The organism is Mesorhizobium ventifaucium (assembly GCF_935822925.1).
Taxonomy (GTDB): Bacteria; Pseudomonadota; Alphaproteobacteria; order Rhizobiales; family Rhizobiaceae; genus Mesorhizobium; species Mesorhizobium ventifaucium.
Map to the genome: position 1 here is coordinate 64,859 of NZ_CAKXZS010000008.1, position 13,392 is coordinate 78,250.

18 protein-coding genes are annotated in these 13,392 nt (G+C 62.1%); 13 read left to right on the top strand and 5 right to left on the bottom strand.

What is annotated here, in order from left to right; translation table 11 throughout:
* Positions 1-141 precede the first annotated feature (141 nt).
* Positions 142-456, bottom strand: coding sequence for a co-chaperone GroES (locus tag NMG70_RS06000; RefSeq protein ID WP_254023681.1), 315 nt, complete (start codon positions 454-456; stop codon positions 142-144).
* 245 nt (positions 457-701) lie between these two features.
* Here NMG70_RS06000 and NMG70_RS06005 point away from each other — a divergent pair, with 245 nt between their 5' ends.
* Positions 702-974, top strand: coding sequence for a hypothetical protein (locus tag NMG70_RS06005; RefSeq protein WP_254023682.1), 273 nt, complete (start codon positions 702-704; stop codon positions 972-974).
* The gene (locus NMG70_RS06010; protein WP_077381973.1) at positions 971-1,237 is read left to right on the top strand and encodes a DUF1488 family protein; all 267 of its coding nucleotides are present in this window, start codon (positions 971-973) and stop codon (positions 1,235-1,237) included. Before NMG70_RS06005 ends, NMG70_RS06010 begins: the two co-directional genes overlap by 4 nt.
* Positions 1,238-1,310: 73 nt before the next feature.
* On the opposite strand, the gene NMG70_RS06015 is transcribed toward NMG70_RS06010, so the two are convergent.
* Both NMG70_RS06015 and NMG70_RS06020 read right to left on the bottom strand, forming a co-directional pair.
* On the bottom strand, positions 1,311-1,502 hold the full coding sequence (locus tag NMG70_RS06015) for a hypothetical protein (RefSeq protein ID WP_254023683.1): 192 nt from the start codon (positions 1,500-1,502) through the stop codon (positions 1,311-1,313).
* Between the two features lie 47 nt (positions 1,503-1,549).
* The gene (locus NMG70_RS06020) at positions 1,550-1,891 is read right to left on the bottom strand and encodes a hypothetical protein (protein ID WP_254023684.1); all 342 of its coding nucleotides are present in this window, start codon (positions 1,889-1,891) and stop codon (positions 1,550-1,552) included.
* Between the two features lie 106 nt (positions 1,892-1,997).
* Here NMG70_RS06020 and NMG70_RS06025 point away from each other — a divergent pair, with 106 nt between their 5' ends.
* The 9 genes from NMG70_RS06025 to NMG70_RS06065 all read left to right on the top strand — a co-directional run bounded on the left by NMG70_RS06025 (position 1,998) and on the right by NMG70_RS06065 (position 10,110).
* Entirely contained in the window at positions 1,998-2,408 is a 411-nt protein-coding gene (locus tag NMG70_RS06025; protein ID WP_254023685.1) for a DUF3168 domain-containing protein, read from the top strand.
* A gap of 171 nt (positions 2,409-2,579) precedes the next feature.
* The gene (locus NMG70_RS06030; protein WP_254023686.1) at positions 2,580-2,879 is read left to right on the top strand and encodes a hypothetical protein; all 300 of its coding nucleotides are present in this window, start codon (positions 2,580-2,582) and stop codon (positions 2,877-2,879) included.
* A gap of 88 nt (positions 2,880-2,967) precedes the next feature.
* On the top strand, positions 2,968-3,633 hold the full coding sequence (locus NMG70_RS06035) for a response regulator transcription factor (protein ID WP_023800820.1): 666 nt from the start codon (positions 2,968-2,970) through the stop codon (positions 3,631-3,633).
* Positions 3,617-5,086 carry an ATP-binding protein gene (locus tag NMG70_RS06040; protein WP_301555129.1) on the top strand — a complete coding sequence of 490 codons (1,470 nt, stop codon included), beginning with the start codon at positions 3,617-3,619 and terminating at the stop codon, positions 5,084-5,086. Before NMG70_RS06035 ends, NMG70_RS06040 begins: the two co-directional genes overlap by 17 nt.
* Positions 5,087-5,262: 176 nt before the next feature.
* A complete protein-coding gene (locus NMG70_RS06045) occupies positions 5,263-5,703 on the top strand; it encodes an RT0821/Lpp0805 family surface protein (RefSeq protein ID WP_254023687.1) in 441 nt (146 codons plus the stop codon).
* Positions 5,704-5,999: 296 nt separating this feature from the next.
* Entirely contained in the window at positions 6,000-7,133 is a 1,134-nt protein-coding gene (gene ccmI / locus NMG70_RS06050) for a c-type cytochrome biogenesis protein CcmI (RefSeq protein ID WP_254023688.1), read from the top strand.
* Between the two features lie 3 nt (positions 7,134-7,136).
* The gene (gene ccmE, locus NMG70_RS06055) at positions 7,137-7,580 is read left to right on the top strand and encodes a cytochrome c maturation protein CcmE (RefSeq protein ID WP_254023689.1); all 444 of its coding nucleotides are present in this window, start codon (positions 7,137-7,139) and stop codon (positions 7,578-7,580) included.
* Positions 7,581-7,657: 77 nt separating this feature from the next.
* Positions 7,658-9,649 (top strand): heme lyase CcmF/NrfE family subunit, encoded by a 1,992-nt coding sequence (locus NMG70_RS06060; protein WP_254023690.1) that lies wholly within the window; start codon positions 7,658-7,660, stop codon positions 9,647-9,649.
* Positions 9,646-10,110, top strand: coding sequence for a cytochrome c-type biogenesis protein (locus NMG70_RS06065; protein WP_254023691.1), 465 nt, complete (start codon positions 9,646-9,648; stop codon positions 10,108-10,110). Before NMG70_RS06060 ends, NMG70_RS06065 begins: the two co-directional genes overlap by 4 nt.
* On the opposite strand, the gene NMG70_RS06070 is transcribed toward NMG70_RS06065, so the two are convergent.
* Together NMG70_RS06070 and NMG70_RS06075 are read right to left on the bottom strand one after the other, a co-directional pair.
* A complete protein-coding gene (locus NMG70_RS06070; RefSeq protein WP_254023692.1) occupies positions 10,064-10,273 on the bottom strand; it encodes a type II toxin-antitoxin system RelE/ParE family toxin in 210 nt (69 codons plus the stop codon). The two genes, NMG70_RS06065 and NMG70_RS06070, sit on opposite strands and share 47 nt — an antisense overlap.
* A complete protein-coding gene (locus NMG70_RS06075) occupies positions 10,270-10,539 on the bottom strand; it encodes a CopG family ribbon-helix-helix protein (RefSeq protein WP_254023693.1) in 270 nt (89 codons plus the stop codon). Before NMG70_RS06075 ends, NMG70_RS06070 begins: the two co-directional genes overlap by 4 nt.
* A gap of 187 nt (positions 10,540-10,726) precedes the next feature.
* Between NMG70_RS06075 and NMG70_RS06080 the strand changes: the two genes are divergently transcribed.
* Together NMG70_RS06080 and NMG70_RS06085 are read left to right on the top strand one after the other, a co-directional pair.
* The gene (locus NMG70_RS06080) at positions 10,727-12,256 is read left to right on the top strand and encodes a Do family serine endopeptidase (protein WP_254023694.1); all 1,530 of its coding nucleotides are present in this window, start codon (positions 10,727-10,729) and stop codon (positions 12,254-12,256) included.
* A gap of 461 nt (positions 12,257-12,717) precedes the next feature.
* Positions 12,718-13,392, top strand: coding sequence for a response regulator transcription factor (locus NMG70_RS06085; RefSeq protein ID WP_023800810.1), 675 nt, complete (start codon positions 12,718-12,720; stop codon positions 13,390-13,392).

Genomic DNA, 13,392 nt, shown 5'->3' on the forward strand with positions numbered 1-13,392 from the left:
CGCTTTGGAACCAGAAAGACTTCGGCGTTCCGCCTGAAGCATCGGCTCGAAAATCGGAATCGATTTTCGGAAAAGCACGATGCGTAGATTCAAAAACTTGGAGCGTCCTTTGCGCGTCCAAGAGGACACGCGGCGCTCCAATCAGGCGGCCTTCTTGGCAGCCATGGTCTTCTCGATGATGCCCATGATGTCGGCCTCCTTCATGATCAGAAGGTCCTCGCCATCTATCTTGACCTCGGTTCCCGACCATTTGCCAAACAGGATGAGGTCGCCGGCCTTGACGTCGAGCGCGATCAGCGCGCCGCTTTCGTCACGCGCGCCCGGCCCGACGGCGATCACTTCGCCTTCCTGCGGCTTTTCCTTGGCATTGTCGGGAATGATGATGCCGCCCTTGGATTTGGTGTCGCTTTCGGCGCGCCGAATAACGACGCGATCGTGGAGGGGCCGGAATTTCATGGGAACTCTTTCTGGGGCCGGCTTAGGCGGCCGCACCCTTCTATAGGCCCGTTGGCACTCGATTGATAGGAGTGCCAAAAAATATTCATGCTCTGTCGGAAACTATTGAATAGTATTATTTTGCTGTTTCGTTTTCAGAATTTCGACCAATCCAAAATAATCCGGAAGTTGAATTTTTTGTTCCGAGTTCCTATTTTAGATGGGAAATTCACTTTCATAATCTCAGTCAAAAGGAGATTTTATCGATGGCGGAATTTAGCCAGAACATCATGGAAAAAGCTGAAGCGCGCTTCATGGAGAAGCAGAAGAAAACCGCGGAACGCAACCAGGCAACGGCCGAATATGTTTCCGAGGCCAAGGCCAGGACCATTAAGACGGCAAGATTGCGGGCGTTGCGGCTGGCCAAGGAAGAGGCCGACCGCGCCGCGGAGGCCCTCAATCCCGTCGCCCCCAAGAAAAAGCGGGCGTCGCGGGCGGTCAAGAAAGCAGACGTTGCATCAACGGAGGTCCAGTCATGAGCCTGACATTTCCCAATCGAAGCCGCAGCTACGACGAGGCGGGCAAACGCATCCGCTTCGTCGGCCATGACGGCATGTTCCAGATTTCCTTCTCTGTCGCCACTGATGCCATCTCGAAGGCACCATCAGAGGCACCAACTGCTGAAGCCACCTATCTGGCGGCGTTCGACACCGCCTCCAGTTCCATCCATGAAATCGCCAGAAATGCCTATGCCCGCACTCGCAAGAGCATATATGTGCTGACCGCGGCCGATTTTCGCTAAATCCCGAGCGGCTGCGCTATCGGGGCCAATACGCCAGATTCCAACCTAGGCGCAAATGCCGCCTGAGGCAGGCTCAGGATTTGCCGTCCGCCTTTGCCCGCCGCTTGACGTCTCGGCTGTTCAGCCGATCGACCATCGCGTCCACATCGCGTGTGTTCATGCCAACCATGACCTGGCGCTTGAGCTCGACGGGCTGGCCGGTGAAGACATCGAAGACGGTCCAGCTGTGCGGATGCTCCATGCGCAGTGCATAGCGGTTTGCCATCCCGGCATCCTTTTTCGTTTCTGCCCCGATCGATGGATGTCGATTGGTCAGGCCTGCGTAATGAAGAACACTGCCGCCAGTACAAGGACCGTCCACACAACGACGGACAGCTTCAAGGCCAGGGCCCCGTGTGAAGATAAAAGCTTCCGAATGCGGATCACCATGTTCTTCGACACGGTCGGCGCCGCAGCAATGGCCGCTGGCGGCTTGATCCCAAGCTTTCCAAAGACAGGCAGCAGCGATGGCTCGCGCACGAAAATAACCTCGAATGTCCGGAGAAAACCGAGCCTCTTCATAGCACCGTTTTTAAACGCCTTGCATGCCAAATGAGAAAGGCACGGTTGGTCACCAAACCGTAAAGACATCCCTGACTCGAAAGGCCGCGTCATTGGGGTCCCCTGATCTGGCGCCAGAATTTCAATGCGGCTACGCTGCAAGCAGGAATCGCTGACGGCGTAAAGGCCTGTTTAGCCGTGACGGGCGAGGGAGAAGACGATGACCGCGCCGGCTGCCGCGTTGCAGAAGGCCTTGTTCCAAGCGCTGGACGCTGACGGTTCCCTGTCAGCGGCATTGGGCGGCGCAAAACTATTCGACGATGCTCCGGAAAACATCCCGTTTCCCTATGTGACGTTCGGCCGGACCAGCGTCTATGACTGGGTAACAGGCAGGGAGAACGACGCCGAGCAGCTTTTCACTCTGCATTTCTGGTCGAAATCCGAGGCCAAGAAAGAAATGCTCGACGTGATGGACATGGTCAGCGCCCGCCTCCAGGATGCGGCGCTCGCGCTCGACGAGCATCACCGCGTCAAGCTCAGGCTCGAATTCACCGAGGTCCGTTACGACGAGGATCTTTCAGCCTGTCACGGGCTGCTGCGCTTTCGTGCCGTGACGGAAGAAAACGCCTGACGCGCTTTCAATATGGCTGCAACACAGTCTAGACTGGCGCTTGGATTTGCCGGGTTGGGGCGGCGAAATCATAAGCTTGTTGTGTCGCATTTCAGGGGGAGAGATAGGGCATGTGTTGCAGGCGTTCGATGTTCATATCACGTTCAGCACCGATGCGTTAGGACGCTGATCATGAAAACGCTTCGCTCCCACTTCCCAACCGCGACACTTGCGCTCTGCGCTGCCGGTCTATTTGCGTCGCAGGCGACGGCGCTGCCGGTCGTCGTGCCCGAGCACAACCGGCTGATCGTCCTGGCTGCCTCCGACTGCTACGCGATCGGTCAGCAGGTCGCCGAGCAGAATGGCGGCACGCTGGCCAAGGCGTCGCAGTCGACGCGCGGTGGCCAGCCGGTCTGCGTCATCGTCGTGCTGGTTCCGGGCAAGGATGGGCAGCGTCCACGCCGCACGGAGATCGTCGTTCCGCTGAACTGATGCCTGGCGTATCCCAGGCGCTGGAATCGGCCTATATCTGACGTCCAGCTCCTCAACAGGCCGATTCTTCAACAGGTATGATCCCCGCATGCGCGTACTCGTTGTCGAAGATGATAAGGATCTGAACCGGCAGATATCAGACGCGCTGGTCGATGCCGGCTATGTTGTCGACCGGGCTTTCGACGGTGAGGAAGGTCATTTCCTCGGCGACACCGAACCCTATGACGCCGTGGTTCTCGACATCGGCTTGCCGCAGATGGACGGCATCAGCGTGGTCGAACGCTGGCGGCGCGGCGGCCGCAAGATGCCGGTCCTGATTCTGACGGCGCGCGATCGCTGGAGCGACAAGGTATCCGGCATCGACGCCGGCGCCGACGATTATGTCACCAAGCCGTTCCACATCGAAGAGGTGCTGGCCAGGGTCCGAGCGCTCATCCGGCGCGCGGCCGGCCATGCGTCGTCCGAGTTGACCTGCGGGCCGCTGCGGCTCGACACCAAAGCCTCCAAGGCCGATGTCGACGGCGTGCCGTTGAAGCTGACGTCGCACGAATTTCGCCTGCTTGCCTATTTGATGCACCATATGGGCGAGGTCGTGTCCCGAACCGAGTTGGTCGAGCACCTTTACGATCAGGATTTCGACCGCGATTCCAACACAATCGAGGTCTTTGTCGGGCGGCTTCGCAAGAAGATGGGCATCGACATGATAGAAACCGTTCGCGGCATGGGCTATCGAATGCGTGAGCCGGAGGCGTAAGGCGGAACCGCTCAAACAGACTGCAAGGACGCCGCTTTCACTGCGGTTCGGGCCGCGTTCGCTGGCGTTCCGGGTGATCGCCTTTTCCACGGTCTGGGCGATACTCACCCTGATTGTCATCTTCACGCTGATCACGACCCTTTATCGCCAGGCGAGCGAGCGCGGTTTCGACAGCCTGCTGTCGGCGCATCTGTTCAATTTGATCGGCTCGGTCGGCGTGTCCGAAGGCGGTTCGCTGACCGGCGCTCCCGACCTGGGCGACCTTCGGTTCTCGGAGCCGAATTCCGGCTGGTACTGGTCGGTCGAGCCTGCGTCGGAAGGCGTGAGCGGTGAGCTGCACTCCTCCTCGATGACCAAGGCGGTCCTGTCGCCAAGCGTCGCCGAGGTTCCTTTCAATGCCAGCTTCCAGCGCAGCTATGCGACAGAAGGAATCGATGGCGAGGAATTGGAAGTGTTCGAGAGCGAATTCGTTCTCGACGCGAAAAATCGCGCAGCGCGCTTCCGCGTCATGGGCAACAAGACCGAGCTCGAGCAGGAGATAAGCGCCTTTCAGCGTCGCCTGCTGACCTATCTTTCCCTGTTCGGCGTCGGCATGATCGCTATCAACGCCATCGCGATCCTGCTGGGCCTGCAGCCGTTGCGCCGGGTCAGGGACGCTCTTGCCATGGTGCGCGAAGGAACCGCGCAAAAGCTCGACGGTCGCTTCCCTGCCGAGATCGAGCCGCTCGCCGACGAGACCAACGCGTTGATCGAAAACAACAAGCGTATCGTCGAGCGCTCGCGGACGCAGGTCGGCAACCTCGCCCATTCGCTGAAGACGCCGCTGGCGGTGCTGATCAACGAGGGGCGGGCGCTCGGCGGCGCCAAGGGCCAGCTCATAGCCGAACAGGCCGCCTCGATGCAGAAGCAGGTTGACCATTACCTGCAGCGCGCCCGCGTTGCGGCGCAACGCGACAGCGTCGTCTACCGCACGCCGGTGGCGCCGCTGGTCCAGCGCATGGTGCGCGTGCTGCAAAAACTCAACCCGCAGACCGCTCTCTCACTTTCGCTGCCGGCAGTCGATATCGTCTTTGCCGGCGAACGCGAGGATCTGGAAGAATTGCTTGGCAATTTGCTCGACAACGCCATGAAATGGGCAAAGAGCTCGGTCGCCGTGTCGGTGGCGCCAATCTCCGGCAAGAAGACTGGCTCCGGCAAGAAGAGTGGCGCCGGCAAGGAGGGTGCTGTCAATCTGTTCGAGATCAGCATCGAGGATGACGGCCCGGGCATTCCAGAAGACAAGGCACGCGAGGCGCTGAAGCGCGGACGGCGTCTCGACGAGACAAAGCCGGGGACCGGGCTTGGACTTGCCATTGTCGCCGACCTCGTCCACGAATACGGAGGCGTTCTGGCTCTGGAACGGTCCAGCATGGGCGGGTTGAAGGCGGTGGTTCGATTGCGGAGCCTTCACTAGGCCTATGCTTTTTGCTGGGCCAGTCGACATTGATCGACGGTGCGTGATATTGCGGCATGTCGACTGGTCCCGGAGCCGTCGGCCGCGGCCAAATTTCCGACAAACATCGACACTATGCCACGCCGACTTCCTCGATGGCGCGGCCCCCAGCTTAACTCAAGAGACCGGTTGTTGGCATGAAGATTCGCGTCGCACTCGTTTCCGCACTGCTGGCCGTTTCCGGCTGCACGACGCTGGGCAGGAGCCCTGGCGCCACGGTGGCGCTGCAGCCGGCCGCAACGCCGCCAAGTGACGGCAAGATCGCGACGACGGTCATTTCCGCCATGGGCGGCGGCCTCGTCAGCGGATCGATCGGCACCGGCTTGAGCGATCCCGAGAAGCGCAAGGCGCTGGAGTCGGAGTACAGGGCGCTCGAGTACACGGCGAGCGGCCAAAAGGTGACGTGGAAGAGCGATCGGTCGGCGTATTACGGTGAAGTCGTGCCCGCCCAGCCCTATCGTGTCGGCTCGCAGGACTGCCGACAATACACGCATACGGTCTTTACCGGCGCTGCCGGCGCCACCGCACGCGGAACCGCTTGCCGCAACGCCGATGGCAGCTGGACGCCGCTGACGTAACGACCGGCCGGATAGTGCATGTCGCGCAAAAGTATGCCCTCGGGCCTGACCGAGGGTGTGCGGCGGTTTTGCGATAACGACATGCATAAAAACAAGAAGTCGCGCAAAATGTGCAGCGGTCTTGCGATGACGACATGCATGAAAACAACTATCTAAAGCGCGTCGCTTCGGCCGGTCGAACGCGACGCGCTTTAGGTCCGGTTGACATCAATCAAGGACATGCGACGCATCTGCCGTCAAAGCGTCGCAGGACGCCTGTGTTGGCAGGGCAGGGCTCTGCCGTTATTGGAAGAAGCATGCTGTTCTGGGTCATAGCCGCCATTCTCACGCTGGGTGCAAGCCTGGCGGTTCTGCTGCCGCTGGCCGGTGGCCCGAAGGGTGGTTCGGCGAGCAGCGATCATGACCTTGAAGTCTATCGCGACCAGTTGTCCGAGCTTGACCGCGACGTGGCGCGTGGCCTGATCCAGCCGGCGGAGGCCGAAGAGGCGCGTGCGGAGATCGCCCGCCGCATCCTTCGCCTGGACAATGCCGCCGACAAAGCAGCGGCGCGGCAGCCGTCGATGGCGACCAGGCTGGTTGCGACGGCTGCGGTCCTGGCGGTTCCGCTGGTCAGCTGGGGCTTGTACAGCCAACTCGGCTCGCCCGATCTGCCGTCGCAGCCGCTCAGCGAGCGGCTGGCCAAGAATCCCGCCGACAGTTCGGTGGACGAACTGGTGGCACGCGCCGAGGCCCACCTTGCCGCCAACCCGTCCGATGGCAGGGGTTGGGACGTCCTGGCGCCAATCTATCTGCGCATGCAGCGGTTCTCCGACGCGGTGACGGCGTACCGCAACGCCATTCGCCTCGACGGCGACAGCGCAGCCCGCCAGGCCGGCCTAGGCGAGGCCATCGCCAGCGAAGCGGGCGGCGTTGTCTCGGCCGACGCTCAGGCCGCCTTCGAGGCGGCGCTGAAGCTCGATCCGGCAAATCCGAAGGCCAGCTTTTATCTCGCGATGGGCATGGCGCAGGAAGGCCGCATTGAGGAGGCGACGGCCGGCTGGCAGAAAATGCTCGCGGCCTTGCCGCAGGACTCGCCCTGGCGCGGCGCCGTCGAGCAGGCACTGGCCGAATCCGCCAGGCGCAGCGTCGCTTCGGGAGTGCCTGCAAAAGGCCCGAACGCCGGGGATGTCGAGGCCGCCTCGTCGATGTCGCCGCAGGATAGGGAAGCGATGATCAACACCATGGTTGTGGGGCTTGATGAAAAACTGCGGCAGAACCCGCGCGATGCGGAAGGATGGATGCAGCTTATTCGTTCCTATGTCGTGCTGGGCAAGGCCGATCAGGCGCGCGACGCGCTCAATCGCGGTATCGCCGTTTTTGGCTCCGATAGTGACGAAGCGAAGAAATTCACCGCCCTTGCCGCCTCGCTTGGCCTGACGGCGACGGAGTAAGAAATGACGCGCAAGCAGAAAAGACTGTCGGTGATCGCTGGAGGGTTGGCCTTCCTCGGTGCCGCCACCGGCCTGACCTTCTACGCGCTTGGGCAGAAGGCCTCCTACTTCTACATGCCCGCCGATCTGACCATCGCCAGCCTGCAGCCTGGGCAGCGTATCAGGCTCGGCGGCCTCGTCGAAAAAGGCACGATCGAGCGCGGTCAGGGGACCACCGTCGCTTTTTCGGTGACCGACAACCAGAAGCAGGTCAAGGTCACCTACACCGGCATTCTTCCCGACCTTTTCCGCGAGGAGCAGGGCGTCATCACTGAAGGCACGTTTCGCCCGGACGGCGTCTTCGTCGCCGACAGCGTGCTGGCCAAGCACGACGAGAACTACATGCCCAAGGAGGTGGCCGACGGCCTCAAGTCCAAGGGCGTGTGGCAGGAGAGCAAAAGTGACTAAGCAGGTTCCGCAAAAGTGTCCCACGGTTTTGCGGCAAGACCCTGCCGCAAAACAAAAACCTGGCGGGCTTGTGCACGATGGTTGAAACCGGACATTTCGCGCTGGTCCTGGCGTTCGCGCTGTCTTTGGTACAGGCGCTGGTGCCGCTGTTCGGCGCGCGCATCAACAGCCAGAAGATGATGGCCGTCGGCGGTCCGGTCGCGGTGACCGGCTTTGCCTTGACCTCTCTCTCCTTTGCGGCGCTGGCGACGGCCTATGCGACGTCCGACTTTTCGGTGGCCAACGTCTGGGACAACTCGCATTCGCTGCAGCCGCTGATCTACAAGATCACCGGCACTTGGGGCAATCACGAGGGCTCGATGCTGCTCTGGGTGCTAATCCTGACCTTCTTCGGGGCGCTCGTCGCTGCTTTCGGCAGCAATCTTCCAGCGCCCCTTCGAGCCAACGTGCTGGCTGTGCAAGGCGCGATCGGCGCCACCTTCTTGCTGTTCATCCTGGCGACGTCCAACCCGTTCGCCAGGCTCAATCCGGCGCCGATCGAGGGCCGCGATCTCAACCCGATCCTGCAGGATCTCGGCCTCGCCATCCATCCGCCGCTGCTCTATCTCGGCTATGTCGGCTTCTCGATCTGCTTTTCCTTCTCGGTCGCCGCCCTCATCGAAGGCCGCATCGACGCGTCCTGGGCGCGCTGGGTGCGGCCATGGACGCTGGTCGCCTGGATGTTCCTGACCGGCGGCATCGCAATGGGTTCCTACTGGGCCTATTACGAACTTGGCTGGGGCGGTTTCTGGTTCTGGGATCCGGTCGAGAACGCCTCGTTCATGCCTTGGCTGGCCGGCACGGCGCTGCTCCATTCGGCGATCGTCATGGAAAAGCGCTCGGCCCTGAAGATCTGGACGCTGTTGCTGGCGATCCTGACCTTCTCGCTGTCGCTGCTCGGCACCTTCCTGGTGCGCTCCGGCGTGCTCACCTCCGTCCACGCCTTCGCCACCGATCCGACGCGCGGCGTGTTCATTCTCTGCATCCTGACACTGTTCATCGGTGGATCCCTGGCGTTGTTCGCCTTTCGCGCCTCGAGGTTGACGGCCGGCGGCCTGTTTCATCCGATCTCGCGCGAAGGAGCGCTGGTCCTCAACAACCTGTTCCTGACCACGGCCACCGCCACCGTGCTGATCGGCACGCTGTACCCGCTGGTCGTCGAGGCCGTTTCAGCCGACAAGATTTCGGTCGGCGCGCCATTCTTCAACCTGACGTTCGGCCCGCTGATGGTGCCGCTCCTGGTCGCGGTTCCGTTCGGGCCGCTTCTGGCCTGGAAGCGCGGCGACATTTTCGCCGTCGCCCAGCGGCTGATGGCTGCCTTCGCGGCAGCGCTTCTGGCCGTGCTGGTGACGGCCTTGTTCATCGACGGCGCGTCGGTGTTCGCAGCACTTGGCGTCGGCCTGGCCTTCTGGCTGATCTGCGGCGCGCTCACCGATATTGCCGTCAAGTCCGGCCTTGGCAGTGTCGCGCCCGGCATCATGCTCAGGCGCTGCGCCGGCCTGCCGCGTTCGGTCTTCGGTACCGCGCTCGCCCATCTCGGTCTTGGGCTGACGACGCTGGGCATTGTCGGCACGCTTTGCTTCGGCACCGAGAAGATACTCTCGATGCATGCAGGCGAGACCGTGCAACTGTCCGGCCACACGCTGCGTTTCGAAGGGCTCTATCCGGCTCAGGGGCCTAACTACAGCGAGGATCGCGGCCGCTTCGCCCTGCTCGGCGCTGATGGAAGCACCACCTCCGTGATCACGTCGTCCAAGCGCTCCTATCCGGTCCGACAGATGACGACGACCGAGTCCGGTATCAAGACGATCGGTTTCAGCCAGCTCTACCTCTCGCTTGGCGACGAGGCGACCGACGGCTCCGTCGTGGTGCGGCTGTGGTGGAAGCCGCTGGTGACTCTGATCTGGGGCGGCGGCCTTGTCATGATGGCAGGTGCTGCGATGTCGCTGATGGACCGCCGGCTGCGCGTCGGCGCACCGTCCCGCCGCCGCAAGTCGACGGGCGCCGTGCCTTCCGCGAGCCTGCCATGACCGTAAGATTTTCACTGGCCTCCCTGATCCTGCTGCTGACGCTGTTGTTTGCCGGCGCCGCACTTGCGGTGAGGCCGGACGAGGTTCTGGCCGACCCGGCGCTCGAGGCGCGGGCGCGGACGCTTTCGGAAGAGCTGCGCTGCATGGTTTGCCAGAACCAGTCGATCGACGAATCCGATGCCGACCTTGCTCGCGACCTGCGCGTGCTGGTGCGCCAGCGCCTCGTCGCCGGCGACACCGACCGGCAGGTGATAGACTACATCGTTTCCCGCTACGGCGAGTTCGTGCTGTTGAAGCCGCGATTCAACCTGCGCAACGCGTTGCTCTGGGGCACGCCGGCCCTTCTGCTCCTTGCCGGCGGGATTTTCATCGTGCTGACCGCCCGGTCGCGCCGTTCGACGCCTGCGGCCATGCTCACCGCCGAGGAGAAGGCAGCGTTGGACAAGGTGCTGGGTAACTAACCCGGCCAGGCCGCCCCGTCGCCATGTCGCCAAGACCACGGCCCGTGTCACGAATGCGATCCGCAAGGCGTCTGGCGGCGGCTGGATTGTCCCGCGCGATGAGCGCGATTTGCTGTTTTATGTCGTCCAGCGCTTCTCGCGACCAGGTGACGAACCGCTTCACGCCTTGTCCGCGCGCTTGCCTTTCGACGTTTCGATGATGGCGTCGATTTCAGCCATGGCTTCGTCGTGCGGCACGACACGGCCAGCTGCCGCGTCGGCCATGCCGCGTTTGATGCCTTCGATGATCCCAAACTCGCGATCGACATAGGCCGATATTGCCTCGGCCGCGAGGAAGGATTTGCTGCGCTGAGTGTCGGCGGCGATCCGCTCCAGCTTCAGCTTGGTTTCGGACGAAACCCGAATCGTCATGGTGGCGCTTGCGGTCATGGTGAAGGCCTTGTGCTGAACTGTGTACAACATCGGGCAACGGGCGGGTCGCAACCAAGGGCGTTTGTGCCCGCAAACATTACCAAAGTTTCATGCACTGGAAATGGCGCCGTAATGTGCGCGCCTCTATTTCTCTTGGCCGAGGATGCCGACCGAAGCGCATCCCTTGAAAGAGGATACGAAACCCATGAATAATGCCCCCAATTCACATTCCCGCACCCGCAAACGCCTGATGGCTGCCGCCGCATCAGTGGCCATTGCCGGCGCGATCGGCTTCGGCGCGGTTGCCACCGGGACAGCCCCCGTCCTGGCCGAGGCCGTGCGTGTCGAGGCGCCTCAGGTCCCGAGCTTCGCCGACGTGGTCGAGCGCGTTTCGCCGGCGGTCGTCAGTGTCCGCGTCAAAGCCAAGATAGAATCGACCGCCGACGACGGCTCCGACCTGCCCGACGCCTTCGGCAATCTCCCCGACGATCCGCAATTGCGCCGCTTCTTCAGGGAGTTCCGTGGCTTTGGCGATCAGGATCGCCCGGATGGAATGCGACGTTTCGGACCCCGTGACCGCCAGCCGCGGCCGGTCGCCCAGGGTTCCGGTTTCTTCATCTCCGAGGATGGCTACCTCGTCACCAACAACCATGTCGTCGGAGAGGGCTCGTCCTTCACGGTGGTGATGCATGACGGCAAGGAACTCGACGCCAAATTGGTCGGCACAGATCCGCGCACCGATCTCGCAGTGCTCAAGGTCGAAGGCGACGGCAAGTTCACCTATGTCGACTTCGCCGATGATTCAAAGGTTCGCGTCGGCGACTGGGTCGTGGCCGTCGGCAATCCGTTCGGCCTCGGCGGCACGGTCACCGCCGGCATTGTCTCCGCCCGTGGTCGCGACATCGGCGCCGGTCCTTATGATGACTTCATCCAGATCGATGCGTCGGTGAACCGCGGCAATTCGGGCGGCCCGACCTTCAACCTCAACGGCCAGGTCGTCGGCATCAACACCGCGATTTTCTCGCCGTCCGGCGGCAGCGTCGGCATTGCCTTCGACATTCCCGCCTCGACCGCCAAACAGGTCGTGCACGATCTGATGAAGGACGGCACCGTCCAGCGCGGCTGGCTTGGCGTCGAGATCCAGCCGGTCACCTCCGAAATCGCCGAATCGCTCGGGTTGAAGTCCGATAAGGGTGCGCTCGTTTCCAGCGCCCAGGACGATGGTCCCGGCAGGAAGGCCGGCATATCAGCTGGTGACGTCATCACTCAGGTGGACGGCAAGGATGTCGCTTCGCCGAAGGAACTCGCCCGTCTGATCGGCGCCTACCCGCCCGGCAAGCCGGTCGACGTCACCCTGTGGCGTGACGGCAAGAGTGAAACGGTCAAGGTCGACCTCGGCACGCTGCCTTCGAGTGACAAGCAGGCTTCCGCCGACCAGCAGCCTTCCGCTCCGCCAACGGCCGATACGCTGGCCGACCTCGGTCTCACTGTTACCAGGTCCGACGATGGCAAAGGGCTTGTGGTAACCGATGTCGATCCCGACAGCGATGCCGCCGATCGCGACATCCAGCCCGGCGACCTCATCACCTCGGTCAATTCGACGGAGGTCAATGGCACCGACGACGTCGCCAAGGCCATGGCTGACGCGGTGAAGTCGGGCCGCAAGGCGGTGCTGATGCAGATCACCCGCGACGACAGCAACCGCTTCGTCGCGCTGCCTGTCGCCAAGGGCTGACGTCCCAGACTATTCCAATGCGGCGGTTTCAAATACCCCGAGCCGTCGCATGGGAAAGCACAGGGCTTGAACACGTTAGTCAGTCATCGTGTTCCGCCCCAGCGGCAGCGGGCTCCCATCGCTCGCTGCCGCTCGGACAGAGCGTGATATGCTCAAGCAACAAAGCATGTCGCCCAAAGTGTGAAGCGGTTTTGGGATGACGAAATGCTCAATCAACACAAAGCATGTCGCCCAAAAGTGTGAAGCGGTTTTGGGATGACGACATGCTCAAACAGCAGAGCATCTCGCCCAAAAGCCTGCACCGAGCTTAATCCGAGAATGCCGCGGCTCGGGTGGTCAACAAAATTCCAAAACAAAGACTTACGGCTCGTCCTTGAATCACTTTGTTCGCGATACACCTCGAGGCCATGATGCCTATGCCGGCCACTCAATCTTCCAGCGAAATCGCGTATAACGGTCCGATGAAGATTCTCGTCATAGAAGACGATCGCGAAGCGGCCGATTACCTCCAGAAAGCCTTTACCGAGGCCGGACATACCGCCCATGTCGCCGGCGACGGCGAAACCGGCTTCGCGCTCGCTGACTCTGGCGACTATGACGTGATGGTCGTCGACCGCATGTTGCCGCGCCGCGACGGCCTGTCGGTCATCGCCGGTCTGAGATCCCGAGGCAAGACTACGCCGGTGCTGATCCTGTCGGCGCTCGGCGAAGTCGACGACCGGGTTACCGGCTTGCGCGCCGGCGGCGACGACTATCTGACCAAGCCCTATGCCTTTTCCGAGCTTCTGGCCCGGGTTGAGGTGCTGAACCGCCGCGCCAGCGCCAGGGAGGCCGAAACCGTCTACCGGGTCGGCGATCTCGAACTCGACAGGCTGTCGCATTCGGTGCGGCGCGCGGCCCGCGAGATTACGCTGCAGCCGCGCGAATTCCGCCTGCTGGAATATCTGATGCGCCATGCCGGCCAGGTGGTGACGCGCACCATGCTGCTGGAAAATGTCTGGGACTATCATTTCGATCCGCAGACCAACGTCATCGACGTTCACGTCTCGCGGCTGCGCGGCAAGATCGAGAAGGGCTTCGACAAGCCGATCCTGCACACGGTTCGTGGCGCCGGCTATATGCTCAAGAGCGGCTAG